The organism is Rhizobium tumorigenes, from assembly GCF_003240565.2.
Taxonomy (GTDB): domain Bacteria; phylum Pseudomonadota; class Alphaproteobacteria; order Rhizobiales; family Rhizobiaceae; genus Rhizobium; species Rhizobium tumorigenes.
This window is the reverse complement of the sequence record NZ_CP117256.1, coordinates 434,052-457,261: the sequence shown is the minus strand read 5'-3', so window position 1 is coordinate 457,261 and position 23,210 is coordinate 434,052. Positions and strand designations below refer to the sequence as shown.

The 23,210-nt window shown below is 57.0% G+C and carries 28 protein-coding genes and 1 pseudogene; 14 read left to right on the top strand and 15 right to left on the bottom strand.

What is annotated here, in order from left to right:
- Positions 1-71: 71 nt before the first annotated feature.
- Positions 72-824 carry an SDR family NAD(P)-dependent oxidoreductase gene (locus PR017_RS19955; RefSeq protein WP_111219230.1) on the bottom strand — a complete coding sequence of 251 codons (753 nt, stop codon included), beginning with the start codon at positions 822-824 and terminating at the stop codon, positions 72-74.
- 113 nt (positions 825-937) lie between these two features.
- On the opposite strand from PR017_RS19955, the gene PR017_RS19950 reads away from it, so the two are divergent.
- Positions 938-1,843, top strand: coding sequence for a LysR family transcriptional regulator (locus PR017_RS19950; protein WP_111219232.1), 906 nt, complete (start codon positions 938-940; stop codon positions 1,841-1,843).
- Between the two features lie 13 nt (positions 1,844-1,856).
- Here PR017_RS19950 and PR017_RS19945 read toward each other — a convergent pair whose 3' ends face one another.
- Positions 1,857-2,237 (bottom strand): winged helix-turn-helix transcriptional regulator, encoded by a 381-nt coding sequence (locus tag PR017_RS19945; RefSeq protein ID WP_111219234.1) that lies wholly within the window; start codon positions 2,235-2,237, stop codon positions 1,857-1,859.
- An 88-nt stretch (positions 2,238-2,325) separates the two neighbouring features.
- On the opposite strand from PR017_RS19945, the gene PR017_RS19940 reads away from it, so the two are divergent.
- Positions 2,326-3,303, top strand: a complete 978-nt coding sequence (locus PR017_RS19940; RefSeq protein ID WP_111219236.1) for an SDR family oxidoreductase — start codon at positions 2,326-2,328, stop codon at positions 3,301-3,303.
- A gap of 287 nt (positions 3,304-3,590) precedes the next feature.
- Here the strand turns inward: PR017_RS19940 and PR017_RS19935 are convergent, their stop codons facing one another.
- Positions 3,591-4,049, bottom strand: a complete 459-nt coding sequence (locus tag PR017_RS19935; protein ID WP_111219238.1) for a helix-turn-helix domain-containing protein — start codon at positions 4,047-4,049, stop codon at positions 3,591-3,593.
- A 50-nt stretch (positions 4,050-4,099) separates the two neighbouring features.
- Here PR017_RS19935 and PR017_RS19930 point away from each other — a divergent pair, with 50 nt between their 5' ends.
- Together PR017_RS19930 and PR017_RS19925 are read left to right on the top strand one after the other, a co-directional pair.
- The gene (locus tag PR017_RS19930) at positions 4,100-4,429 is read left to right on the top strand and encodes a hypothetical protein (RefSeq protein ID WP_133255575.1); all 330 of its coding nucleotides are present in this window, start codon (positions 4,100-4,102) and stop codon (positions 4,427-4,429) included.
- An 80-nt stretch (positions 4,430-4,509) separates the two neighbouring features.
- Entirely contained in the window at positions 4,510-4,962 is a 453-nt protein-coding gene (locus tag PR017_RS19925; protein WP_111219242.1) for a hypothetical protein, read from the top strand.
- A 434-nt stretch (positions 4,963-5,396) separates the two neighbouring features.
- Here the strand turns inward: PR017_RS19925 and PR017_RS19920 are convergent, their stop codons facing one another.
- The 5 genes from PR017_RS19920 to PR017_RS19900 all read right to left on the bottom strand — a co-directional run bounded on the left by PR017_RS19920 (position 5,397) and on the right by PR017_RS19900 (position 8,427).
- A complete protein-coding gene (locus tag PR017_RS19920) occupies positions 5,397-5,600 on the bottom strand; it encodes a hypothetical protein (protein WP_111219244.1) in 204 nt (67 codons plus the stop codon).
- A 48-nt stretch (positions 5,601-5,648) separates the two neighbouring features.
- The gene (locus PR017_RS19915; protein ID WP_240538959.1) at positions 5,649-6,362 is read right to left on the bottom strand and encodes an MgtC/SapB family protein; all 714 of its coding nucleotides are present in this window, start codon (positions 6,360-6,362) and stop codon (positions 5,649-5,651) included.
- A gap of 466 nt (positions 6,363-6,828) precedes the next feature.
- Complete coding sequence (locus tag PR017_RS19910) at positions 6,829-7,113, bottom strand: DUF3175 domain-containing protein (RefSeq protein ID WP_111219248.1); 285 nt, start codon at positions 7,111-7,113, stop codon at positions 6,829-6,831.
- Positions 7,114-7,164: 51 nt separating this feature from the next.
- Positions 7,165-7,479, bottom strand: a complete 315-nt coding sequence (locus PR017_RS19905) for a plasmid stabilization protein (protein WP_111219250.1) — start codon at positions 7,477-7,479, stop codon at positions 7,165-7,167.
- Positions 7,480-7,851: 372 nt separating this feature from the next.
- Positions 7,852-8,427 carry a type 1 glutamine amidotransferase domain-containing protein gene (locus PR017_RS19900; protein WP_111219252.1) on the bottom strand — a complete coding sequence of 192 codons (576 nt, stop codon included), beginning with the start codon at positions 8,425-8,427 and terminating at the stop codon, positions 7,852-7,854.
- A gap of 296 nt (positions 8,428-8,723) precedes the next feature.
- Between PR017_RS19900 and PR017_RS19895 the strand changes: the two genes are divergently transcribed.
- The 6 genes from PR017_RS19895 to PR017_RS19870 all read left to right on the top strand — a co-directional run bounded on the left by PR017_RS19895 (position 8,724) and on the right by PR017_RS19870 (position 14,229).
- Positions 8,724-10,535 (top strand): PAS domain S-box protein, encoded by a 1,812-nt coding sequence (locus PR017_RS19895; RefSeq protein WP_111219254.1) that lies wholly within the window; start codon positions 8,724-8,726, stop codon positions 10,533-10,535.
- A gap of 64 nt (positions 10,536-10,599) precedes the next feature.
- Positions 10,600-11,727, top strand: a complete 1,128-nt coding sequence (locus PR017_RS19890) for a PAS domain-containing protein (protein ID WP_111219256.1) — start codon at positions 10,600-10,602, stop codon at positions 11,725-11,727.
- The gene (locus PR017_RS19885; RefSeq protein WP_111219258.1) at positions 11,724-12,149 is read left to right on the top strand and encodes a response regulator; all 426 of its coding nucleotides are present in this window, start codon (positions 11,724-11,726) and stop codon (positions 12,147-12,149) included. The genes PR017_RS19890 and PR017_RS19885 overlap by 4 nt, the downstream gene beginning before the upstream one ends.
- 41 nt (positions 12,150-12,190) lie before the next feature.
- Entirely contained in the window at positions 12,191-12,409 is a 219-nt protein-coding gene (locus tag PR017_RS19880; protein WP_133255576.1) for a hypothetical protein, read from the top strand.
- Positions 12,381-12,683, top strand: a complete 303-nt coding sequence (locus PR017_RS19875) for a response regulator (RefSeq protein WP_425070039.1) — start codon at positions 12,381-12,383, stop codon at positions 12,681-12,683. The genes PR017_RS19880 and PR017_RS19875 overlap by 29 nt, the downstream gene beginning before the upstream one ends.
- Positions 12,684-13,614: 931 nt before the next feature.
- The gene (locus tag PR017_RS19870) at positions 13,615-14,229 is read left to right on the top strand and encodes a class I SAM-dependent DNA methyltransferase (protein ID WP_341798952.1); all 615 of its coding nucleotides are present in this window, start codon (positions 13,615-13,617) and stop codon (positions 14,227-14,229) included.
- 191 nt (positions 14,230-14,420) lie between these two features.
- Here the strand turns inward: PR017_RS19870 and PR017_RS19865 are convergent, their stop codons facing one another.
- Positions 14,421-14,615, bottom strand: a complete 195-nt coding sequence (locus PR017_RS19865) for a hypothetical protein (protein ID WP_111219262.1) — start codon at positions 14,613-14,615, stop codon at positions 14,421-14,423.
- A gap of 168 nt (positions 14,616-14,783) precedes the next feature.
- Positions 14,784-15,017 (bottom strand): GNAT family N-acetyltransferase, encoded by a 234-nt coding sequence (locus tag PR017_RS19860; protein WP_206423154.1) that lies wholly within the window; start codon positions 15,015-15,017, stop codon positions 14,784-14,786.
- On the opposite strand from PR017_RS19860, the gene PR017_RS28485 reads away from it, so the two are divergent.
- Both PR017_RS28485 and PR017_RS19850 read left to right on the top strand, forming a co-directional pair.
- A complete protein-coding gene (locus tag PR017_RS28485; RefSeq protein WP_425070038.1) occupies positions 14,956-15,201 on the top strand; it encodes a transposase in 246 nt (81 codons plus the stop codon). The two genes, PR017_RS19860 and PR017_RS28485, sit on opposite strands and share 62 nt — an antisense overlap.
- A 583-nt stretch (positions 15,202-15,784) precedes the next feature.
- Positions 15,785-17,839, top strand: a complete 2,055-nt coding sequence (locus PR017_RS19850; protein WP_206423155.1) for a methyl-accepting chemotaxis protein — start codon at positions 15,785-15,787, stop codon at positions 17,837-17,839.
- A gap of 346 nt (positions 17,840-18,185) precedes the next feature.
- On the opposite strand, the gene PR017_RS28335 is transcribed toward PR017_RS19850, so the two are convergent.
- Positions 18,186-18,353 (bottom strand): ArsR family transcriptional regulator, encoded by a 168-nt coding sequence (locus tag PR017_RS28335; RefSeq protein WP_240538961.1) that lies wholly within the window; start codon positions 18,351-18,353, stop codon positions 18,186-18,188.
- A gap of 758 nt (positions 18,354-19,111) precedes the next feature.
- Between PR017_RS28335 and PR017_RS19840 the strand changes: the two are divergent.
- Positions 19,112-19,321 (top strand): annotated as a pseudogene (locus PR017_RS19840) (IS21 family transposase); the annotation flags it as partial.
- Here the strand turns inward: PR017_RS19840 and PR017_RS19835 are convergent.
- From PR017_RS19835 to PR017_RS19820, 4 genes are all read right to left on the bottom strand, one after another.
- Complete coding sequence (locus PR017_RS19835) at positions 19,273-19,710, bottom strand: nuclear transport factor 2 family protein (protein WP_111219264.1); 438 nt, start codon at positions 19,708-19,710, stop codon at positions 19,273-19,275. The pseudogene PR017_RS19840 and the gene PR017_RS19835 overlap by 49 nt on opposite strands.
- A 78-nt stretch (positions 19,711-19,788) precedes the next feature.
- Positions 19,789-20,391 (bottom strand): NADPH-dependent F420 reductase, encoded by a 603-nt coding sequence (locus PR017_RS19830; RefSeq protein ID WP_111219266.1) that lies wholly within the window; start codon positions 20,389-20,391, stop codon positions 19,789-19,791.
- Positions 20,392-20,422: 31 nt separating this feature from the next.
- Entirely contained in the window at positions 20,423-21,175 is a 753-nt protein-coding gene (locus PR017_RS19825; RefSeq protein ID WP_111219268.1) for an SDR family NAD(P)-dependent oxidoreductase, read from the bottom strand.
- A 49-nt stretch (positions 21,176-21,224) separates the two neighbouring features.
- Positions 21,225-21,959, bottom strand: a complete 735-nt coding sequence (locus PR017_RS19820; RefSeq protein WP_111219338.1) for an SDR family NAD(P)-dependent oxidoreductase — start codon at positions 21,957-21,959, stop codon at positions 21,225-21,227.
- 226 nt (positions 21,960-22,185) lie between these two features.
- On the opposite strand from PR017_RS19820, the gene PR017_RS19815 reads away from it, so the two are divergent.
- Positions 22,186-23,082, top strand: coding sequence for a LysR family transcriptional regulator (locus PR017_RS19815; RefSeq protein ID WP_111219270.1), 897 nt, complete (start codon positions 22,186-22,188; stop codon positions 23,080-23,082).
- The last annotated feature ends 128 nt before the right edge of the window (positions 23,083-23,210 follow it).

Below are 23,210 nucleotides of genomic sequence, written 5' to 3'. Positions count from 1 at the left end.
GACATCTTTCCTTGAGAGGCCACCGACCTCGGCACGGTATTGTGCCGAGGTTTCTGGCGACACATGGGACTTTAGATTTGGGCCTGGCCGCCATCGACGAAGAGTTCGATACCGTTGATGAAGCTCGCCTCATCGGAAGCCAGGAACAGCACGGCATTGGCGATCTCTTCGGGGCGACCGACGCGGCCTGCGGGGATCAGACTCGCCAGATAGTCTCTGGTGCCCTGAGCCTGCGTGCCACCACCGAACAATTCGTCCAGGCCGGCGGTGTCCGTGACGCCAGGGCTGATCGCGTTGACGCGGATGTGGCGATCCTTGAGGTCGAGCATCCAGTTGCGGGCGAAGTTGCGCACCGCGGCCTTGGTCGCCGAATAGACGCTAAAAGCCGGCGTGCCGGAAATGCTGGTGGTAGAACTCGTCAGGATGACGGAGGCACCGTCCTTCAAAAGCGGTAGCGCCTTCTGAACCGTGAACAGGACGCCCTTCACGTTGGTGTCGAACGTGCGCTGATAATGCTCCTCGGTGATCGCACCGAGCGCGACCATTTCGCCGCCGCCGGCATTGGCGAACAGCACATCGATCGGTGCGTGCTTCTGTTGGACGGCATCGTAAAGCCTGTCGATGTCGGCGAGATCAGCCATGTCGCCCCGCACTGCTGTCACGCGCCCGCCGATCTGCTTCACTGCGGCATCCAACGCCTCCTGCCGGCGGCCGGTGATAAACACCGAAGCACCCTCTGCTGCAAAAGCTTTCGCCGCGGCGAGGCCGATACCGCTGGATCCACCCGTCACCACCACGACCTTGTTGTTGAACCTGTTCGTCATCGTCTTTCTCCTTCAAAACCGGCGAAGTGCCGTTGCTTTCGAATATGGAAGACGAACGATGAGGCTTGTAGTCAGCGAGTTTGACACGTACCGTTCCATAGGAGGAACGCTGGATGCGGATTGATCTGAACGATTACGCCTATTTCGCCGAAGTCGTCGCTCATGGCGGCTTTGCCGCCGCGGGGCGGGCGCTGCGTGAGCCGAAGTCCAAACTCAGCCGCAGGATTGCTGGCCTCGAGCAGCGGCTAGGCTTGCGATTGATCGAGCGGTCAAGCCGCCGTTTCCGGGTGACTGACACTGGCCAAGCATTTTACGAGCGATGCAGAGCAATACTTACGGAAGCCGAACAGGCGGAAGCGCTGGTCGCGCAGGCGCAGGCTGAACCGCATGGCCGCATCCGCTTCAGTTGCCCAACAGGGATGGTCGCGCCCATTTCGCCATTGATGTCATCCTTCCTGTTACGCTTTCCGAAAGTGCGGCTCCAGCTGGTGGCAACCGACCGGGCGGTGGACCTGATCGAAGAACGCATTGATCTCGCGCTTCGCGTCCGCGCCAGCCTTACCTCGGATGCAGCCCTGACCATGCGGTCGCTGGGAGCCTCGATCCGCATTCTGGTTGCCAGTCCTCAACTTGCCAGTCAGGTGGCCAACATCGAGCATCTGAACACCTTCCCGACATTGTCAACTGACGATGCCTCGGACGATCTCGAATGGCATTTGGAAGCTGAGGATGGGCACAAGCATATCGTTCGGGTCCAGCCGCGGATGGGATGCGAGGACATGGCAACCGTGCGCGATGCTGCAATCAATGGCCTGGGTATTGCGCTGCTGCCCGATCATGTCTGTCGCGAGGCGCTGGAGGCTGGAAGGCTTGTGCGCGTGTTGCCAGCTTGGGGTGGGCTACAAGGTATCGTGCATCTGGTTTTTACGACGAGACGCGGCCTGTCACCTGCCGTCCGGGCGCTCATCGACCACCTCGCTGCCGGCTTTCCGCGCGACGCCCTCAGCAGACGCGGGTGACACATCTACGGAGCTAGCCCGCCAACTGGTTCTCATATCGCAAGGCCCAGTCCCGCAAGGTCGCAAAGGTCGGCATGAGGTCGATACCGGCCTGCGAAAGTGCATACTCGACCCGTGGCGGTATCTCCGCGTAAGCGGTGCGAATGACGATGCCGTTGCGCTCGAGGTCGCGAAGCTGCTCGGTCAGCATATGCTGAGTGATACCCGGAAGCGCTCGGCGCAGTTCGCCGAAACGCATCGGCCCAGCAACCAGGCTACAGACGATCTCGATCTTCCACTTACCGGTGATCGCCCGGATCGTCCGCTGAAAGCGCATGACGTCGATCGGCTCAGGTCCCGTGCAGCCATCGCAATCTTCGCCATATATCCGCGGCTCTATGGTCTGGTTTTCCATACTACCTCTGGAAATTCATCCTACTTGCCAATTTTCATATGCTTCGCAATGACTGGTCGCAAGGACAAGTGAAGGTATGGAAAATCATATGAGCAAGATACTTATAACGGGTGGCTCAGGGTTCCTTGGCAGCCATTGCATCGTAGCGGCGCTCGCCGCGGGGCATGAGGTTCGCACGACGCTGCGCAGTCTCGACAAAGCAGGAGAAGTCCGCGCCATGCTCGCGGCAGCTGGTGTCGATCCGAAGCACGAGGTCGCATTTTATGAAGCTGATCTGGGGAATGACGAAGGTTGGAGCGACGCTGTCGCGGGCTGCGACTATGTTCTGCACACGGCATCTCCGTTTCCGTCAGCCCAGCCGGACGATCCGAATGACTTGATTGTGCCGGCGCGCGACGGGACCTTGCGTGTTCTTCGTGCGGCCAGTCACGCCGGCGTGAGGCGCGTTGTGCTCACATCATCCTTTGCCGCAGTTGGGTACGGCCCGGAGGCACCAAGTCATGTCTTTACCGAGGAAGACTGGACACCGATCGATGGACCAAACCAGCCATACATCTTGTCGAAAGCCATTGCGGAGCGTGCTGCATGGGATTTCGTGAAGGACAGTGGAACACCCGAGCTGAGTGTCGTCAACCCGACCGGAATATTCGGACCCGTGCTCGGCCCTCAGCTTTCGACGTCAATTCAGATCATCAAAGGACTGCTGGACGGAGCCTTCCCACCTGAGTTGCCGGATATGTGGTTCGGTGTTGTCGATGTGCGCGACGTGGCCGACCTGCATCTGCGGGCCATTACTGATCCGTCCGCGGCGGGCGAGCGCTTCATTGCTGTGAGCGGCGAGCCAGTATCTCTGTTGGCGGTTGCCACCATATTGCGCGAGCGCTTTCCGGAATTTGTCGCCAGAGTTCCCAGTCGCGGTGCCTCTTCCTCACGTAGCGCAAGCCATAGACGCTCCAGCAGTGACAAGGCGAGGCAGAGGCTCGGGTGGAAGCCACGCACAAGCGAAGAAGCAATCGTCGCCAGTGTTGAAAGTCTTATCCAATTGAATTTGCTCGACGTCCTTTAGTAATTTCGAGGGCCGCGCGAATTTTCACAAAGGAAATCGGGAACGGCGGTTGGTCGATGTGTGATGAGAATATTGCGTACCCAACGGCGCAGCCGACGGTTCGACTACTTTCAAGGCGGACGATAGCGTTCGATCAGGTCCCGGTCTTGCCTCGACTTTCTGCGCGTGACGGCGCCTTCGGTGTCAAACCATCAGGGCTTTCTGGGACCGTCGGCGACCACGGGGGTCCTGATCGTTACGGTCCGCGAAATCGCTTGTTGCAGCTATAGGCACGCTCCAGCGACGGTCTACGGGTCAGAAACCTCGCGCGATCTGGTTCCCTCGTTGCCATACCCACCGTCGCTGGATTTGCGGACCGCGACGGCGAGGGACAATATCTTACTGTGTAACGATTTCGGAAGGTCGCTCATGACTTCGATCAACTTAAGCCCTTCAGGGCTCGACAAGTAGTTCTTGTGTCGCTCGGGAACTGATGTCGTCAGTAGGCTGGCACTTTCCATATCAGGTAAGCCTTCAAAAAAGTAAGCGATCTGAGCCCCTACCACGCGTGCGATATCGTACAGCATCGACGCGCTAATCCGGTTGGAGCCGCGCTCGTATTTCTGAATCTGCTGGAAGGTGATCCCAAGTTCGTCGGCAAGCCTAGTCTGCGACATGCCCAACTGAGCGCGACGCATTCGTAGGCGAAGGCCAACGTATACATCGACAGGGTGTGGGCCTTCTACTTTCGAAATACGTCTGCTCATCAAGGCACTCTCATCCTGGATTCAGCGGCGCACCGCCTCCGTTACAAACCTTGACTACCATGTGTTTTTGGAAATTTCACCGCCAAGACGATCAGCGGCCGGTACCGTTTCGCGAAGGCGGCTTTTCAACGACAGCATTTTACGCCTGTTGCAGTGGCAAGCCCTGTTTCTATTTGGCAGGAGTCACCATCCCGGCAGCCTTCGAGGAATCCAACCGCTCCCGGACCGACAATGCGGTTTTGGTGGCCCATGAACGCCGCTCAAAGGAGATGATCGAGCTTTCAATCCCGATCAAAGCGTGCATTCAGATTGCCGAAGAAGCAACGCCGAATATTCGGGTTGGCGGCGACCGCATGCGGAACGAAGTGCCTGTCGTCTGACGGTATATTTAAGATGACGAACAGGCGACGGAACTCAGTCATCAGCACATTCGTTCCTTATGAAAATGCAAGGAGCAAGCATGTCAAATGTAGTCAAGACACATGGAACCGAGCCGAATAACGCCACGACGTCAAATACATTCGGCAAGTCGATGGAAAGTCAGGCTCAGATACAAGACGCGGCTGAGATACCGACCCCCAAAATTGGCGACGGCGAGAAACTCAACATCTACAAGCTGCTGCCGATAGCTGAACAGGACGACCCTCGCTGGGCGAACTCTCCTTACCAGGGAGAGGTTGTTGTTGCGGCGAGAACGTCCGGCGACGCCCGCATTGTTGCATCTGCTCATGAACGCGACTTCATGAAAATTGACGCTGCCCCGGCAGAGGATGTGACGACTTCCAATGCCAGCGCTTTTCGGAGCGAAAAGCTTTATACGGTGATTCAGATCGATAGGGATAGAGATGACCTTACGCGCGGCGTGCTCGCAGGCTCCATCTTTGCCGATACGATCGAGCCATCCGAGGAGTAAGATATCTTTCAACTTTATTCGCGCCTTCCCAATGAGCGCGAGGACTTACTCTTTCAGCAGGTTAAGTCCCGCCAGTGCATGGGTAGACTACGGATGACCCGCCTTCGGGTTCCACGTCCTCACGAGTTGAAAACTTAAACGCCGGTAGACTAATTTAATTTAACTGATTCCTGCCCGACCTACACACGAGCCGAGGCAGGATCGATATCTATCTGATCCCGTACATTTGCCAGCGTTTGGATGGTCTGGTTGTCAAGCTGGCACGCTCGACTTGAAGTGCCGCTGCACCATCCATCTCGACGGATACGGATTGAGACACATTGTGGCGGCTGTTCCGGCCGCTGCAACGGCAAACGTAGAAGGTTACACGTCAAAGGCAAGGCGGACCGCCACAGGGCGCGGAGGCTGTGCGTAAAACTTGAAATACTTCGCGCTCAAGAATTTCTTCGGCCTTCCAAGATACGTGCAATCTTGTGCGCTTGGCAGATCATTGTGTCGACCTTGTCTATAGGCCCGTCATGATTAAGCTTGCGGTTTTCGGCTTCCACCGCGCGGATCCACATGTCTCTTAAGGAGCGCAGTTCAGCATCGCTCAACATGTCGAGCTCATCATCCGTAAGAAATATACCAGCAGTCATGGTAGACCTCAAAAGATAGGGCAAATCAGCCAATCGGTGGGAATCCCGTCAAGTGGTTGCGTTGAGAAGCTTAAGTTCCAGTATCCTGAACCGTTTACTTCCCACCTCTTCCAGGTGACGAGACAGCGCCATCGCGTCCATTTTCCGCCAGCCGATTTTAAATGACAGCGCGATATTTTGCTCGGACTCTGTGAGTTTTCTGCCAATGAATCTGCAGGAACTGCTCGCCGGTAGAAATTCCGACAAATCTACGATGTCGCTGGATTCGAGAGGTTCGATGACAACGCGGGCCTTTTGCATCCGGGGAATAGCTTCGTCAAACATCTTGAATGGCGAAAGAACGACGAAAGCGATAATGGCGCCAGTGCTGCCGACGATCCACTGGCCGCCGCCGATGCAAAGGCCAATCGCCGTCATGATCCACAGTGTCGCCGCGGTGGTTACCCCCGTGACCATGTCACCCCGCTTCAGGATCGCTCCTCCACCGATGAAACCGACGCCGGTCAGTATGCCGAGTGGAAACCTGAGCGTATCCATAACCGCGAAGAACTGATCGGTTTTGCCGGTGGTACCGAGTAACAAATTGGACTGAATCATAGCGAGGCAAGCAGCAAGGCCGACCAGCAGCGTCGTTCGGAAGCCTGCTGGGTGGCCGCCGGCTTCACGGTTGAGGCCGATCAGGCAACCGGCGGCGACCGTCAACGCCAGCCGCCAGGCAATTTCGGTCCAGGTCGGAACGACAGGCATGATATCCATATCCATTTGTGTTCACACCGATTTGAATGAGCCGGTACTCTGCATTCCACCTCTCCTTTGCAGCCCTCACGGAATGTCGCTCGCGTTCAGGGCCGTCAGGCAAGGGAGCACGATCGGCTGAGCTCCCGAAGCGACTCGGGCGTATTGGAAGGGTGGATCAGACGCTCTTTAAGATCCTTTCGGTACCGCGAAAGCGACAAACTCGTCGCCGTTCCGAGATTGTAGGCCACCGTGCCCACTAGCAGCAATCGCAACATACTGGCGGCCATCTTTGCCCGGATAGGTGAGGGGCGGGGCGTTCCTACCCGGCATGAAGATCGCCCTCCCATAACGTTTGCCCGCTGCGACCAACAAGGGATCAAAAGCAAGTTTTGAAACGAACCGCCAAAGCAACACGCTCAATCATCTGTCGGCGGATCGCGTGGCGGTAGCCGGGCTATTGGCGATGCCGCCCCGATGATCAGTGTTTTGGCTACTTCCCGAAATCCTTGCGCAATTCATCCTTGGCGCGATCAAGGGTCGCCAGGCGCGACTTCGACAGCTGCTTGCCCGCGCGATTGATGTCGAAATTCAGCATCGACATGGCGGACTGGAAAGGGCTGGCCTTGCGGCGGTCGCTGTGTTCGGCCGAGGCTTTCAGCGAGTCGGCGATCTTCTTGGCGCTGCGCTGTTTGAAGACACCGTCTTTCAGGTCCATCGCGTCGCTGTTGTCAGTGACATCCTGCGACCATTTCTGTTTCGATTTCTTCTTCGGCATGAACGTTCCTCCATAGAAGAAATGGCGCCACTGTCGTGACGCCGTGTCCTATCAATGATGCGCATGCTGCTCGTTGCGCTTGCGCGTGGCTGCAGCTTTCTTGGCTGAGGCCGAGCGCTCTTCCTTGGTGCGCGACGCAGCGGCGGCACCGCCCTTGCGTCCGCCCTTTTCGGAAGAGGCGTGGTTTTCGGCATGGCCGCGGCCAGACCCTGACTTCTTGCCACCGCCACTTTCCTTGTTGACGGTGGCCCAGGCACGGCGTTCGGCTTCCTGATCGGAGATGCCACGGTCTTCGTAGCCTTCCTCGATATGCTCGGCCTTGCGCTTCTGCTTGTCGGTATATGCGGATTTGTCGCCCTGGGGCATGGAACATCTCCTCTTGCTTCAATGAAGAAAAGAAAACGATGTCTCATCGTCAAAGTTCCGCGACCCGGGCGAGCAGTCGTCGACTTCTACCAGCATTGGTCAATTGCGTGCCGTTCAGTACAAGGGCACGTCCCCAAGGGGCGGGATTTTCGGGCCTCACGTCCGCAGGCAGAGACGCTCATGCGAAGAGAACCCATACCTTACGGGCCCCGGCCGCCCGGCCATCCTGGTCTGCGGCCAGCCATGCAACAGGAGAAGCGGGGTCCGCTACCCCGATCAGCGTGTCGATCTTGACGCCATTGCCTTAAACAAGGCGTTGCCCGCAGCCTTCGGTGATCGCGGGCACGAAAATGTAACCGCTGGCTGGACAGGTCAGGCGACGACGCTGCGGGACTGCTCCGGATGCTTTCCCTCTGCGAACTCCTCAACGATCTTCGCACAGAATGCCTGGAGATCGTCGGGCTTCCGGCTCGTAACCAGTCCCTTGTCGGTGACCACTTCCTTGTCCACCCAGGTTCCACCAGCGTTTTCGATGTCTTTCCGGATCGACGAGTAGGATGTTACTGTTCGCCCCTCCAGAACGTCTGCTTCCACCAAGAGCCACGGACCATGGCAGATGACGCCGACGGGCTTCCCCTGCTCGAAGAATGACCGAACAAACGAAATGATGTCGGCGTCGGCTCGCAGCTTATCTGCGCCGACGCATCCACCTGGAATGACAAGGCCGTCAAAGTCGCTCGCAGCAACCTCTGTCACCTTTTTGTCTACGGTGTACGAGCTTCCGGGGTCGAGGTCGCTATTATTTGTCTTGGCTTCGCCTGCCTCAACGCCGACCACCGTGACTTTAGCGCCGGCAGCCTCGACTGCTTCCTTGGGCTTCTTGAATTCAGCCTCTTCGGTGCCGCGGGGTGCGATGAGGATCGAAATCTTCTTGCCTTCGAGAGTCATAATTTTCTTCCTGATTGTTGAGATGGCGACCGTAAGGTCGCCGGTAGAAACCTCTTTTGGCTGTCGAAGTTCCCAACTCGCAATCAGTCCTTTTTTGCTTGGATAAAGCGTCGTGTTTTGGATCTGCGGGCTAAGGTGCCGGACGTGTCTTTAGACCTGCCTACTGCAATCACAAAACCAAGCCTTTCCGAGGTGGTAAAAAGTCTTGCAAGATTCTGCCAACTCCATAATTTATTTCCCGGTTAAATCGAGTGCGGCACTGGCAAGGTCGCTCTGGAAATGTGGAGCGGGCGCCGATGTCGGACGGGACCGGAAAGACGCGTTGGGGACAGGACGAAATCTCTCGAATGATCGAGAGCGGCGGCTGGGATATGAGCGTGCTCGGTCCGCCGTCGTCATGGCCGGGCTGTCTCCGGAGCGCTGTCGACATCATGTTGCCGTCGAAGGCGCAGATCGTGCTTTTCTGGGGTCCTGATTTCGTGGCACTTTACAATGAGGCCTATGCGCCAAGCATTGGACTGCGGCATCCCAAAGCCTTCGGTCGACCAGCACAGGAGAACTGGAGCGAACTCTGGGACGACCTTGGGCCTCTCCTGCGTCAGGTGCTTGACACCGGCGAGACAGTGGCCGCCAAGGATCGCCCCTTCTACATCGAGCGCCATGGGCATCCCGAGACGGTCTATTTCGACATCTCCTATTCCCCAATCCATGATGAGGATCGAAATGTGCGGGGCGTGTTTTGCATCGTGAGCGAAACCACCGATCGCATCCGCGTCGAACACGCGTTGCGGCAAAGCGAGGAACGGTTACGGGCGGTCGTATCGCAGTCAGCAGCTGGGATCGGCCAGGGCAGCCTCGACGGCGAGATCCTGCACGTCAATGGCCGGTTTTGCGAAATACTTGGCTATGACGAACATGAGCTGGTCGGCAAAAACGTCCGCGACATTACCTATCCTGGGGATCTTCCTGAGCAGAGCAGGCTTTACAAGCTTCTGGCGGAAACAGGCAAAAGCTTCGACATCGAGAAACGCTACGTCCGAAAGGATGGCAATCTCTTATGGGTCAACAACACGGTGTCGGCTCTTCGAGACGAGGTCGGCAAAATCCTTCAGGTGGCTGTCGTCTCCGTCGATATCAGCGAAAGAAAGAAGAACCAGGAAGTGGAACGCCTGCTGGCGTCCATCATTGCCTCGTCCAACGATGCCATCGTAGGTATAGATCTAGAGATGACCATCACATCCTGGAATACAGCGGCTGAACGCCTGTACGGCTTCAAAGCTGAAGAGATTGTCGGAAGGTCGGTCATGGGTCTTGTCCCCGAGGATCGTCTTGACGAGGAGCCGGCTCTTCTTAGCCAGATCAAAGCGGGATTTCGGGTTGAACCCTACGAGACAAAGCGGCGGCATAAAAACGGCCGTTTGGTCGACGTGCTTCTCAGTGTCTCGCCGATTTTTGACAGCGCCGGCCAGATCATCGGCGCCTCAAAGATTGCGCATGACATTTCCGCGCGAAGGGAGGCTGAGCGTCTCCAAGCGGTCCTGATCGGCGAATTACACCATCGCGTCAAAAATGTCTTTGCGACAGTCATTGCCATCGCCAGGCAGACGTTTGGAAAAGACAATGGCGAAGGCGAAGCTGTCAGCGCATTTGAGGCACGCCTTTCAGCCATGGCCCATGCGCACGATCTTCTTGCTCAGGACGACTGGCAACGTGCGGAACTCACGGCGGTTGTCGAACAGGCCGTCGCCCCCTATCCCCCGGAGCGGTTCGAAATCATCGGTGTGCCGGTGCTGCTGCCGCAAAAGGCCGTCGCATCGCTGTCACTTGCACTTCACGAGCTGGGCACAAACGCAGCAAAGTACGGAGCGCTTTCGGTTTCGGAAGGCAAGGTCGCGATCAGCTGGACCTACGATGACAAAACGGGAGCGCTCAACCTCCGCTGGCAAGAAAAAGATGGCCCGCCCGTGGTTCCTCCGACGCGGAAAGGGTTTGGATCCCGTCTTGTCGAACGCCTGTTGGCTGCAGAAATGCATGGGCGCTCGACGATCGTCTATGATTTTTCCGGCGTGATCTGTGACATCGAAGCGCAGCTGCATCCTCACGTTTGACGGATACTTTGGAACCCTTTTAGCTGTCGCGACTTCATTTGCGGAAACCATAGCCAGGACTGTCATGCCGGAAAGGGATCAGTTTCAAACCGACGCCAGAGACGCGGGCAACCGGCTTCTCGCAGGCCATGTCAGCGAGGATCCCTTCGCCGCTGCTTTCAAGGCAACGCGGATGCCAATGATCGTCACCGATCCGAACCAGAGCGATAACCCGATTATTTTTTGTAACAATGCTTTTCTAAGACTGTCCGGGTATAGCGACGATGAGGTCATCGGCCGCAACTGCCGTTTTCTGCAGGGACCGGAAACAGATCGGGAAACGATCTCGAAGATCCGAGAAGCAATCGCAGCCGGGCAAGACGTCGCCGTCGATATTCTCAACTACCGGAAAGATGGTAGCCAGTTCTGGAATGCTGTGTTCATCAGCCCGGTACGAGATGAGACCGGTGCGATCATCTATTTCTTTGCGTCACAACTCGACTTCACCAATGTCAAAAGCCGCGAGTCCGATCTAGCGGCCGCCCGGCATGCGGCTGAAGCCGAGGTTGCCAAACACACGGCAAACCTTCGCTCGGCGCTCGAGGCTCGTACATTGCTGGTCCATGAAGTCGACCACCGCGTGAAAAACAACCTGCTGACGATGGCGTCCATCGTGAAGATGCAGGCACGGGTTACCAAGGACGACGGTCGCAGGCACACGCTGATGTCCGTGCTTAATCGAATCGAGGCGCTCAGTACCGTCCAGCGAAAACTGTTCACACTCGACGACGTCTCGAAGTTCGATATATCCGAGTTCGCGCGCGAGCTGGTGACCGACCTCGTCGATGCAACCGGCCGCAAGGATATACGCCTCACCCTCGATCTTTCGCCGCTGCTGGTGCCCGCGGTCAAGGCCACTCCGCTTTCGCTGATCGTGAATGAGTTGGTCGGAGACGCGGTCCGCCGAGGATTGAGTGACGGAGGAGGCGATATTCACGTCGTCGTCCGACGCCTAAACGGGCATTTCCTGATCAGGATCGAGGATACATCCGAGCCCGTCGAGCCGGATATCGAAAATGCCGAGCTTGGCCAGATGCTACTGGAGGCGTCAGCTCGTCAGCTTGGAGCCGAAATTGAACGGAAGCAGGAAGGTCGAAAAACGATCGTAAACGTGGTTTTGTTGGTCGACGATCATCAGGAGAATACACATTGAAAGTCATGATCGTCGAGGATGAGATGCTGCTCGCCATGGAGCTGGAGAGCGAAGTGGAGATGGCGGGCCACGAGGTCACAGGGCTCGCCATGAGCAGAAGTCAGGCCCAGGAGCAGATTGGTTCATCGAAACCCGACTTCGCGTTCGTCGATATCCACCTCACGGACGGGCCGACTGGCGTCGATGTCGGACGCGAACTGGCCGCCGCCGGTATTCCTTACGTCTTTGTAAGTGGCAACATCAAGAAGATCCCGCAGGATTTTGCCGGCGCGATCGGCGCAATTGAAAAACCGTACACGATGAACGGAATGAAGAACGCGCTTGCCTACGTGTCCGCTGTAATTGCAGGCGACGCAAGCGGTTCTCCGCCTGTCAGCCTTGTCTTGGCGGCAGATGTGACACCTAGAAAGCCCCAAAGTTAGTGGCTTCGGTACGCGCGGAATTCATGTCGCAGGAGGTGAAAATGGCAAACAACGAGAATATTTTGAAAGAGGTAAGACCGCGCCTTGTGTCTATTGTGGAGGAGCTTGTCGCGAAAGGCGCTGAGAAAAGGGCGGTCATCTATATGATTGAGAAGGAATCTACGCAGCTTCGTGAGGTGATTGATTCCATGTCAGGCACCGATGATGGCGCTGGTTCGGAGGAGCCCTCCAATGACTGGCCAGCCGCTGGGCCTAGTTGATGTCTCTCGGCTGAACGCAGTTCTCGTCGTTGAAGACGGAATGCTCATTCGAATGGATATCACTACTTTCCTTGAGGATGAGGAGTTCACGGTCTATGAGGCGGCTGCCGATGAGGCGACCGCGATTTTGAACACCCACTCCGAAATTCGCGCCGTTTTCACGGATATCGACATGCCAGGCACAATGGACGGGCTGAAGCTGGCGGCGGCGGTACGCGACAAGATGGCCACATGTACAAATTATCGTGACATCAGGGCATCGGCAATTGGGTAACGACCAGCTGCCAGTCCAGGGCAGGTTTTTCAGCAAAGCCTACGATCATTTACGGGTATCGAGTGCCATCCGGGAAATGGTCGCAGCAGAGTAGCAGTCGGGCTGAATCCTCAAAACCACCGCTCCCGACCGCCTGAGCAGGGACTGGGGTTCGGACTGTATATCACGCTGCAGATCGCTGTTCGTGATGGTGGGAGGATCATGCTGCCTGCGACGAAGCTGAGGCTGAGACCTGCGTCACATTCCGTATGCTGCTCGCAAAGCAACCCGCGTACCAAGAGTCTGAGTGGCTTCCCGGCGCTCTTATCCGGGCAATGGTCGCAGGTGTAGCTACCAGAGCTTCCTGGACTTTGCGTCCCGCGTCGCCACGTGGACCAGCACTGCGGAGGCCCCCGTTGGTAATCTCAATTTCGGCGCTGAGCCCCGCGTCTTTTGTCATCACGATCGCGGCATTGGCGTGCTGACGCTGTGAAAGAAACGGTTGAGCCGATCCGGGCAGACCATCAGACGACCTAATCATACGCTGTTGAGGGCGCGGATCGCTGACCTCGTCCCGGCGCGGATGTTGGGTTCATGTGGTTGGTATGATGGCCAATGCCAAGCCAATGACGTTAAGGTCGAAGATCGATTTTGCCGAGCTCAAGTATCTTTTTGACAAAATCTGGATCAAACGTGAAAGGCATAACTCCGTATACACTTGCCCTCAGCACGTCGAACACGTTCCATAAATGGGCGCTTATGGCCTAAACTCCTTCTCATCAAGCACTTAACGTGTTCAGGAACGGCATCGACGGTTCAGATCCGTTGAAGGCGAAATACGTTCAGGTGCGCCCGGGCGGCCGCGGTCATATTAGGTTACAGACTTTGTCTTATGCAAGGTCATCAGCTATCTCGATATCGTACAAAGCGGCTGGAGACAGAAACCCAAAGTATGACCATGATCGACACCTCCTTCAGCATCATAGATCTTTACCGTCGCCATGCTGCCGCATGGACAACTGCGCGCGGCACGGTGCTGCACGAGCACGCGTGGATCGGGCGGTTTGCCGACATGCTGCGGCGAGGGACGGACGTGCTCGATATTGGGTGCGGATCAGGAGAGCCTATCGCGCGTTATCTTGCCGGCAGAGGTCATCCGGTTACCGGTGTGGACGGTTCGCCGGAAATGATCGCGCTATTTCAGGCCAATCTGCCCGGCGCGATAGTGGAAGTGGCGGATATGCGCTTTCTGAAATTGGATCGGAGATACGGCGGGCTAATTGCTTGGGACAGCTTCTTTCACCTAGCGCCTCAGGATCAGCGGATGATGTTCCCTATCTTCCGAGACCATGCCGAACCGGCGGCCCCATTGCTGTTCACGAGTGGTCCAGCCTTTGGCGAAGCGATAGGCACGCTCAATGGAGAGCCCCTCTATCATGCAAGCCTCGACCCTGAGGAATACCGCATTCTGCTCGACCGGAATGGCTTTGATGTTGTGTCCCATGTTGCCGAAGACCCGGACTGCAGCGGGCACACTGTTTGGCTAGCGCGTCGACGGCGGTCGTGAGGGTGTCGCGAGTTTTGGCCGACAGTCGTAATATCTCCAGTTAAATTTGGTGGTCGAAATCTTCGCTTCGACGCGCGGCCGGGCGGTAACGACGGGACGGCGGTCAAATCTACGCTACCGGTATGAAGGGCCCTGCCACTGCCCGGACAACCCTGGAGGCCGCAGATTAAAATCAGCTCCGCATCCAGATCTTAAACCTGGGGAGATTCAGGACCAAAAAGATCGACAAATGCCTGAAGTTGTTCATCGGTAGCCTCTGCCGGTGCATGGAAAAAGATCATAATTCCTTCGTCTCTAAGTGAAGCCGCTCTTCCTATAGCTTCTTCAAACGTCTCGAACTCGTCTGGCGCTCCAGTATCCATGTAGGCTTGGACGGTCCACGGCATTCCGCTCTCCCACCGTTACAAATTTATCCTCAGCCAGTCCGTAAAACATGGTCAATTCAGATTTACGTTACTTTGTGTATGCAATTTTCTCAGCCACTCATCTCGTATGGTTGTTCCCGAATCCTGCATTTCGTCCGACTTCTGGTTCTGAGTAAGTGTGGGACAAAATCAGGCTTTGCGCGGCGGGATAGGCGCTTCACCAGCTAAACAGCCGAACATTCGGAAATGGTGGAAGACATTTTTCAACCACGCCTTCTGACGAAGTGTACCTTCATAGCAAAACCTGGCTTTTTCCAGAATACGGTCCGACGCCACGCTCCCTGGCAGGGTCCACGCCTCGATGCGGTTCAGAAAAAAGTCGGTGAAGCCGCATCTGTTGACGGCCTCTACCGCTTCGGTCATCAAGCCTCTTCCTCATACCGAGGGGTGCATTTCACATCCGACTCTCTACAAAAAGCGCCACAAGATCGAGAACATGTTTGGCAGGCTCAAGGACTGGCGCAGAATACACACCCGATACGATCGCTGCGCCCACACCTTCTTCTCAAGCATATGCATCGAAGCCGCCTTCATCTTCTGGCTCTGATTTAACGAGTCCTGAGCCGAGCTCTCATCAATTCTGAAGGCATTCGCAGCGGCGGATCAGTCTTCCATTACAAATATCGCGTTCAGACCTTTATGATTTACGACTGTATAATCGCATTGGTTTAGAAAGGCTTCGTTAACTCTACCGGCGCATCATTCGCGTAGATTCCCGGCAAGCGTGTAAAATACGGCTCGCTTCACTCTACCAAAAGGGCAAGCGCATGCGGTCATACACGCGCCGTCAACAACTCTGCAGATATTCTCATGACTACGAATATCATGCTTATATGGGCAGAGTGTCGGTGCCCTGCTTAGCGGAGCGTCATCATTCAATCTTCATACGACACATATTTCACGTCAATCGTCTCAGCTTTGGCGTCAGAGGGCCATCGATCAAAAAGCGTGACACTTAGGGGAATGCGGCTCACCAAATGGCGGGGTGCGCATTTTGTGGCCGTGCGCCGATTTCTTGCTTTTGTCTCCGCCAGACTCTCAGCAAGCCTGACGTCAACACGGCGATCATACATCGCCCGAGACCTCAAAGGTGCGCCAGCTCCCAAACGGCTTCCAACAGGGGAAACAAAATGTCTTTCTACACTCAATTGAAGAAATCTTCTAAATCTCAGGTTGCTCTGGTGGAGATGCAGCGGATCTGTATCAGCGTCTCGGGCGGCAACCTTTCCGAACGCGCGAACCTCGATGGGGCAACAGGCGACGCGAGAGAGATGCTGATCGCCGTCAACAATTTACTCGACGCCAGCATGCAGCCAATGCAAAAGCTAGGGGCATCTCTCGCGCGTATGTCAAGCGACCACGACAAAGGCGATATTGATGTCAAGTTGTCCACAGATGAGTTTAAAGGGGACTTCGCGCTAATGGCCAAGGGCGTCAACGACATGGTTGACGGCCATATCGCGGTGAAGAAGAAGGCCATGGCTTGTGTCAGGGAACTTGGCGAGGGCAATTTTGAAGCGCCGCTCGAGCAGTTCCCCGGCAAAAAGGCTTTTATCAATGAAACTATCGAAACCTTGCGCGCCAATCTCAAGGGTCTGATTGCCGAAATGAATACGATGTCGATTGAGCACGATAAGGGCGACATTGATGTCTTTGTGCCGGTCGAAAAATTTAAAGGCGACTTTGCTTTGGTGGCGAGGGGCATCAACGGCATGGTCAGCGGTCATATAGCTGTCAAAAAGAAGGCCATGGCCTGCATCAAGGAACTCGGCCAGGGTAATTTTGAGGCACCGCTCGAGCAGTTCCCCGGCAAGAAGGCTTTTATCAATGAGACTATCGAAACGCTGCGCGGAAATTTAAAAGCGATTATTACGGAACTTCAACGGCTCATTGCTGCGTCCACGGCCGGCAGGCTTTCGGAGCGGGGCGCTCCCGATCGTTTTGTTGGTGATTTCGCCAAGGTGGTCTCCGGTATCAACGGAATGCTAGACGCGATTATTCTTCCGATCTCGGAGGGTAATCGCGTGCTTCTTCAGGTGAGCGTGGGCGATCTTACACAGCATGTGGCAATCGCATGTGAAGGCGACCACGAGCGCATGAAAAACGCGATCAACCATATGGTAGACAACCTCCGTAAAACAGCGGTCATTGCCAACGAGATCGCCAGCGGAGATCTGACGGTGGAACCCGAGCCGCTTTCCGACAAGGACACACTGGGAATCGCGCTTCAGTCCATGGTGGAGCGGCTTCGCGGAGTTGTTGCCGATGCATTGACCGCCAGTGAGAATGTATCAACGGGTTCGCAGATGCTTTCGTCTGGTTCTGAGCAGCTTTCGCAGGGCGCCACCGAACAAGCGGCGTCGGCTGAAGAAGCCGCCGCATCAATGGAAGAGATGGCGTCCAATATCAAGCAGACCGCCGATAACGCCGCCCAGACCGAAAAGATTGCCCGCCAATCAGCAAAGGATGCTGAAGCTTCCGGTGAGGCGGTTAATCGCGCCGTGGCTGCGATGCGCACGATCGCCGAGAAGATTTCCATAGTTCAGGAAATCGCCCGCCAGACCGACCTTCTTGCTTTGAATGCAGCGGTGGAAGCAGCGCGCGCAGGTGAGCATGGCAAGGGCTTTGCCGTCGTTGCCTCTGAAGTACGCAAGCTTGCGGAACGCAGCCAGTCAGCTGCCGCGGAGATCAGCGGACTTTCGAGTGAAACGGTGAACGTCGCCACGGAAGCAGGCGCGATGCTGACCCGCTTGGTGCCAGATATCCGCAAGACGGCAGAACTGGTCTCTGAAATCTCCGCAGCCTGCCGCGAGCAGGATGTCGGCGCCAGTCAGATCAATGAAGCAATCCAACAACTCGACAAAGTGACCCAACAAAATGCCGGAGCATCTGAAGAAATGTCGGCTACCTCTGAAGAACTTGCCGCACAGGCCGAGGAACTACAAGCCTCTATCGCCTTCTTCAAAGTCAATAGTTCAGGAACTGACAACATGCAGCCATCTCGGGGTCAGCCGGCCAAAGTTCGACCGAAGAGCAATATCCCGGTAAAACAAGCAGCAAGAACTCCAACATTCAAAGTTGGCCATTCGGTCGCAAGCCAGCAAGCGCGTGTTAAGGGGTGGATGCTCGATATGTCGATGGGGGGACCAGATTCTACTGACGCTGATTTTAAAGAAAGTGCATGATCAAACCCGTTGATGGCCTAAAACACCTGTCTAACGGCGTAGCTTGGAGGAAGTTAGAGACGATTGCGATGTGGGCTAATTTTTGGGTATGAATGTCAACGTTCTTCCGTCTTCCCAGAGATGGAAATGCGGATAGCGGGTATCGCCTCGATAACGCGAGCTGTATGAGTTGTAAACCGATCAACGGACCAATGAGACTATCCAGCCTCCTCAGCGACGTTTTGGGTTCTAGCTCAACAATTGCGTAAGGCGTCCCATACGCGCGGTTCTTCATGCAGCCTCTGCAACGGTCCTCGTTTCATAAATTTCATTTACTGTTTCTAGCAAGCGCCGCACGCCGAGGTTGTCACATCGGTAGTACACCGTGTGCAACTTTACGGGTGCTGACAAGCCTATCGCCTCGCAGCCTCGCCAAATGTTGCGATAACGCGGATTGCCTTATTCCCAAGCTCTGTGCAATCTCTCCGACAGACACCTCTTTGTCCAAAATGATATAGAGCAGTCGCAGTCGCACCTCGTTGGAGAGATTGGAAAGCAATCGCGCTTTTAAGGGAAATAAGTCAGGCACAGCGCGGCTCCTTGGTATTGCGCGGCGGGGTCAGTGAAGTTTTACGTGCCCATGATTGCTTCAGGCTTTCCTGTTTCACGGCCATGTTGCGACCTCGACCCTATCCTATAGCGCCAAGCCGGATTTGTGCCGCTTGGTGCGATTGCGCTTGGTTGAGCGGAGGTGCCCACGAGATCGGAAAGCTATGTACCGGCTTTGCAAGTGTGATGGCCATGCCGATGACCGGGCGCGCCAGGCCCAGCGTTTACAGGCTTTTATAGCGGGGCTAAGCAGCAGAAGAAATCGGAGTGAATGTTGCGTCACGATTGAATCAAAGCCGCGTAGGACAACCGCCGGAAGTGGGCGCCCATATCCTCACGGTTGTCGAAACCATTCGCGCAGGCGCAATTGAACAAAGCATTCGTTGCAGAATTAGGACGGGATCCTAACGCTCCGCGAAATTCGCTTAATGCGGCCATAGGCGCACCGACCTACAGTCTAACAATATGTTCACCCCTCATCTGCGCGGCGACATTCAGGATGAGACTCGGCGGCAGGGATGTGACGAAGGGAGGGCGTAGTCCGACTGGAGTTACATCCCGCCGCTGCGCAATTTTTTGCCTCTCATGATTGCGGTTAGCCCGGTAGCGTGGGTGATTTTCGAAGAATGGAGAATCATTTTTGTTACGGGACGCCATGTAACCGATCATCAGACGAGGCTTTTAATGAAGTACCGACAAAACAACCCCATTTAGGTCGCCCCGGCCTACCGCATCGAGAAGGATGCGCACCTTCCGTCGCAGAGCAAGGCGTCACGCGACCGGCGTCGCCTCAAGGCCGCTCCTGGCATCCGTGCGGTCGCCGTTTACAGCGAGATGCTGCGGCGTCATCCGGAACTGTCGGAAGGTGTTCGCCGCGCGATAGAGCGCCGCATCTGCGAGGCCTGGGCCAGTGCTTGCGTGTCGACATATTCCCGGATGCTGGTCAGTCTGCCGTCCCGGATCGTGATGGCGAAGATCCAGTCGTCCTCGAACGGCTTGTTCGTGGCTTTGACCTTCCCGCTGGCAAAACCGACCACGAGAACGCGGTCTCCTTGTGCGACAAACTCCCGGGGTTCCGTGGAGGTTTCCATCGACCTGGAGGCCGTCTCCAGCAGATCTGCCAGTCTCGCATGCCCCCGGTAGGTGCCGGCCAGCGGCCAGTCCTTGCCCGGAATGATCCACTCGATATCTTCCGCGACCAGCGCCAGCAGAGCCTCCCGGTCGCCGCGGCCAATCGCGGCGAAGAAGTCCTTCACGGTCTGGATGTTTTTTTGAATGCTCATAGGACTGTCTCCATTTTGCTGGACCAGATCATGCTCGATCCGGTCCGCACCTCGTGGCCCTGTCCATGGGACGTCGCTTTATGCGTCGAATTTCATCAGGTCCTTGAAGATCAGATGGCCCCAGCTATCGCCGCGCGCCTGGACCAGCAGCCCGCCTTCCGATAGCCCGCCGAGTTTGATTGGTGCGAAACCGAGATGTTCCGCAAGCTTACCGATTTCGTCTGCGGCAGCGTCATCGTCGCTCGCCAGGAACACGGCTCGTCTGCCGCCCTGTGCGGCTGGATCTTGGGCAAGAATGGCAGCGCCCAGGTGGTTGAAACCCTTGACCAGACTTGCACCACGGAAGGCTTGCGCGACGAACTTCGAAGACGGTTGTCCCCCGAGTTCCTCGGGGGGCACACCGTAGGCATTGGTCACATCGATGATCGTCTTCCCCTGCGAGGTGGGAAGCGCCTTTGCGACGTCCGAGTGCGCTTCGAAACGCACAGCCAGGAAGATGACGTCCGCCTTGACGGCGTCCGTCAGTGTTTTGGCAATGACCTTCGGCCCGATCGCGGCCGCGTCGGCTGCAAAGCTTTCCGGGTCGCGCCTCGTTGCAACGGTCACTTCGATGCCGTTGCGTGCGAAGGCCTTGGCCAGAGCTCGGCCGATATTGCCGAAGCCGATGATTGCGTAGCTCATAATGCTTCTCCGATCCTGTGTTGACGCCGGGTCAGACCTGCGCCCAACCACCATCGACGGCGAGATCGATACCGGTGATGTAGGAGCTTTCGTCGGAGGCGAGGAAGGTGAGCGCAGCCGCGATTTCCTCTGGCTTGCCCCTGCGACCCATCGGGATCTGGGATGTAAACTGGGCGACCGCCGCTTCGGCTTGCTCGGCGGTGAGGCCGGTCGTTGTCGCCAAGGCGGGAGTCTCGATCGCGCCGGGGCTCATCGTATTGACGCGGATCTTTCGATCCAGCAACTCCATGGTCCAGGACCGCGCGAAGCTGCGGACAGCCGCCTTGCTTGCTGCGTAGGCGCTGAAGGCCGGCAACCCCTTTACGTTCGAAACCGACGAGTTCAGAATGATCGAACCGCCGTCCTTGAAGAGGGGAAGAGCCTTCTGCACCGTAAAGAACATCCCCTTCGTGTTGACATCGAAGGTCTGGTCGTAATGGGCCTCGGTCGCTGCCGCGAGCGGCGCAACTGTCCCAGCGCCCGCGTTTGCGAAGAGGATGTCGATGTGACCATGTTTCTCCTTCACGGTGGCGTAGAGCCGGTCCAGATCCTCCAGGCGCGAGACGTCGCCCACGACTGATGTCACGTTTTTCCCGATAAGGGCCGCGGCCTCTTGCAAGGCTTTCTCGCGTCGCCCAATGATCACGACCTGCGCACCTTCTTCCACGAAACGCTTGGCTGTGGCCAAGCCGATCCCGCTGCTTCCGCCCGTGATGACTGCGATTTTACCTTCGAGTGCTTTCATAATCTTTGTCCTTCGTTGTGTGTGAGTAAGGCACGGAACCGCGCCGGGGTCATAGTTGGGCGAGCCCACCGTCGACGGCGATTTCGCTTGCGGTCATGAAGCTGCTGTCGTCTGACGCGAGGAAGGCGGCCACGGCTGCGATCTCCGCCGGGTCGGCCATGCGCTGCAGCGGGGTCATCGCGCCGTAGGCCCTCTGGCCCTCCTCTCCGAGCGCTTCCTTTGCCAGTTCGGTGGCCGTCGCCCCGGGCGACAGCACATTGACCCGGATACCGGTACCCTTCAGATCCTCCGCCCAGGTCCGTGCGAGATTGCGCACGGCTGCCTTGCTGGCGCTGTAGGCCGTGAATGCGGGAGCGCCGGTGGTTCCGGCGCTCGATCCCGTCAGGATGATCGAACCGCCCGGGCCCATCAGTGGTAGCGCCTTCTGAACCGTGAAGATCGTGCCCTTCACGTTGGTGTCGAAAGTGTCGTCGATGTGCTTGGCGGTGATCTGGCCGAGAGGAAGCGGGCTTCCGGCCCCGGCATTGGCGAAGACGACGTCGAGGCTTCCGCGCTCGGCTTTCACCGCCGCGTAGAGCCGATCCAGATCGGCCTCATCCGAGACCGAGCCCTTCACCGCGCGGGCGTTGGGTCCAAGCGCGGCCACAGCCGCATCGAGTGCTTGCTGCCGACGGCCGTAGATGAAGACGATGGCACCTTCCTCGATGAAGCGCCTTGCAGCGGCGAGGCCGATACCGGTGGCGCCGCCCGTGATCACGGCCGTCTTTCCATTCAATCTGGTCATGTCATACATTCCTTGTGTCGCGTCTTGGGTCATTGCTTTGCGGAGACATCCTCCGACAGCCTCGATATGGGTTCGCCGGCGTCAGGCGGTGAGTGCGCAATCGCGCGCATCCGTGGTGCGAAAACGATCCACTTACCTGATCGAACGCGGCGACGATCACGCTCAATCCCGCTGAGTATGGTAGACTTGTATTCGGAAGCCGCCCCACGCGGCGCGGGAATGAACCATGATCGACTGGGATGACGTTCGCTACTTTCTTGCCGCCGCGCGTGGCGGCTCAGTGCGGGCTACCGCCAAGAACCTGGGAGTCAACCACGCGACCGTATTGCGACGCATTGCTCAGCTCGAGGAGCACCTCGGGGCGCAGATGTTCGAAAAGCTGCCTTCGGGTTACCGCCTGACGGCCGCGGGCGAGGAGGTTCTCGAGTTCGCAAACCAGATGGAAGCCTCGTCGCACCAACTGGAGACGCGCGTCTTCGGGCGCGATCAGAGCGTACGCGGGCTTCTGCGGGTGACGCTGCCCCCGTTCCTTGCGACACACCTGCTCATGCCGGATATCGCAGATTTTGCGCGTCTGCATCCGGACATCGAGACGGAGATCGTATCGACCGGCGAGGTCGTGAATCTGACCAACCGGGAGGCTGATGTGGCGATCCGAATGGTCTCCGACCGCAAGACTCTGCCTCTCAATCTTCATGGCCTGAAAGGCCCGGATCTGCTCGCGGCTGTTTACATGTCCCGCGACAGACTGGCCGCGTGGCATGCGGGTGCGGCTGATCCAATCAAGCCCATCGTCATCGGCGGTCAGGCTGTTCCGGACTGGTTCGACAAAGGGGAGGTTCGCGCCACAGGGGTTCCGTTCAGGACGCCCGACGCCGAGGCGCAGATCGCCGCTGCAAGGCAAGGGATCGGCATGACGAGACTACCCTGTTTCGTTGGAGATGCCGATCACCTGCTTGCGAGAGTTCCGGGCGTCGATCTGAAATCACGTGCAACGATCTGGCTTCTCACGCAGGGGGAAACACGCAAAACGAAGCGCGTGCGGCTGTTCACAGAGTTCATATCCCACCGACTTACCGCGTACGCTCCGCTCCTCGCCGGGCGGTCCATATCGTGCGGCTGACGTCCCGTGCCAAACGCCACAAATGGGCTAGGAAATTGCTGTTGGAGATTGGCATTCCCAAGGGGACAGGCTGCAGAGAGGCAGCTCTCCGTAAAATCAAATGCATAGTGGGCGGTCCGCTCCCGTAT

Coding starts and splice junctions, on each gene's coding strand:
- PR017_RS19830 (WP_111219266.1), bottom strand. CDS start 20,391: ATGAGCTACGCAATCATCGGCTTCGGCAATATCGGCCGAGCTCTGGCC.
- PR017_RS19890 (WP_111219256.1), top strand. CDS start 10,600: ATGCCGGAAAGGGATCAGTTTCAAACCGACGCCAGAGACGCGGGCAAC.
- PR017_RS19815 (WP_111219270.1), top strand. CDS start 22,186: ATGATCGACTGGGATGACGTTCGCTACTTTCTTGCCGCCGCGCGTGGC.
- PR017_RS19895 (WP_111219254.1), top strand. CDS start 8,724: ATGTCGGACGGGACCGGAAAGACGCGTTGGGGACAGGACGAAATCTCT.
- PR017_RS19860 (WP_206423154.1), bottom strand. CDS start 15,017: ATGACCGAAGCGGTAGAGGCCGTCAACAGATGCGGCTTCACCGACTTT.
- PR017_RS19920 (WP_111219244.1), bottom strand. CDS start 5,600: ATGACTGCTGGTATATTTCTTACGGATGATGAGCTCGACATGTTGAGC.
- PR017_RS19915 (WP_240538959.1), bottom strand. CDS start 6,362: ATGGATATGGATATCATGCCTGTCGTTCCGACCTGGACCGAAATTGCC.
- PR017_RS19835 (WP_111219264.1), bottom strand. CDS start 19,710: ATGAGCATTCAAAAAAACATCCAGACCGTGAAGGACTTCTTCGCCGCG.
- PR017_RS28485 (WP_425070038.1), top strand. CDS start 14,956: ATGCGGTTCAGAAAAAAGTCGGTGAAGCCGCATCTGTTGACGGCCTCT.
- PR017_RS19935 (WP_111219238.1), bottom strand. CDS start 4,049: ATGAGCAGACGTATTTCGAAAGTAGAAGGCCCACACCCTGTCGATGTA.
- PR017_RS19955 (WP_111219230.1), bottom strand. CDS start 824: ATGACGAACAGGTTCAACAACAAGGTCGTGGTGGTGACGGGTGGATCC.
- PR017_RS19825 (WP_111219268.1), bottom strand. CDS start 21,175: ATGAAAGCACTCGAAGGTAAAATCGCAGTCATCACGGGCGGAAGCAGC.
- PR017_RS19925 (WP_111219242.1), top strand. CDS start 4,510: ATGTCAAATGTAGTCAAGACACATGGAACCGAGCCGAATAACGCCACG.
- PR017_RS19850 (WP_206423155.1), top strand. CDS start 15,785: ATGTCTTTCTACACTCAATTGAAGAAATCTTCTAAATCTCAGGTTGCT.
- PR017_RS19905 (WP_111219250.1), bottom strand. CDS start 7,479: ATGCCCCAGGGCGACAAATCCGCATATACCGACAAGCAGAAGCGCAAG.
- PR017_RS19880 (WP_133255576.1), top strand. CDS start 12,191: ATGGCAAACAACGAGAATATTTTGAAAGAGGTAAGACCGCGCCTTGTG.
- PR017_RS19865 (WP_111219262.1), bottom strand. CDS start 14,615: ATGCCGTGGACCGTCCAAGCCTACATGGATACTGGAGCGCCAGACGAG.
- PR017_RS19945 (WP_111219234.1), bottom strand. CDS start 2,237: ATGGAAAACCAGACCATAGAGCCGCGGATATATGGCGAAGATTGCGAT.
- PR017_RS19950 (WP_111219232.1), top strand. CDS start 938: ATGCGGATTGATCTGAACGATTACGCCTATTTCGCCGAAGTCGTCGCT.
- PR017_RS19910 (WP_111219248.1), bottom strand. CDS start 7,113: ATGCCGAAGAAGAAATCGAAACAGAAATGGTCGCAGGATGTCACTGAC.
- PR017_RS19940 (WP_111219236.1), top strand. CDS start 2,326: ATGAGCAAGATACTTATAACGGGTGGCTCAGGGTTCCTTGGCAGCCAT.
- PR017_RS19820 (WP_111219338.1), bottom strand. CDS start 21,959: ATGACCAGATTGAATGGAAAGACGGCCGTGATCACGGGCGGCGCCACC.
- PR017_RS19875 (WP_425070039.1), top strand. CDS start 12,381: ATGACTGGCCAGCCGCTGGGCCTAGTTGATGTCTCTCGGCTGAACGCA.
- PR017_RS19870 (WP_341798952.1), top strand. CDS start 13,615: ATGACCATGATCGACACCTCCTTCAGCATCATAGATCTTTACCGTCGC.
- PR017_RS19900 (WP_111219252.1), bottom strand. CDS start 8,427: ATGACTCTCGAAGGCAAGAAGATTTCGATCCTCATCGCACCCCGCGGC.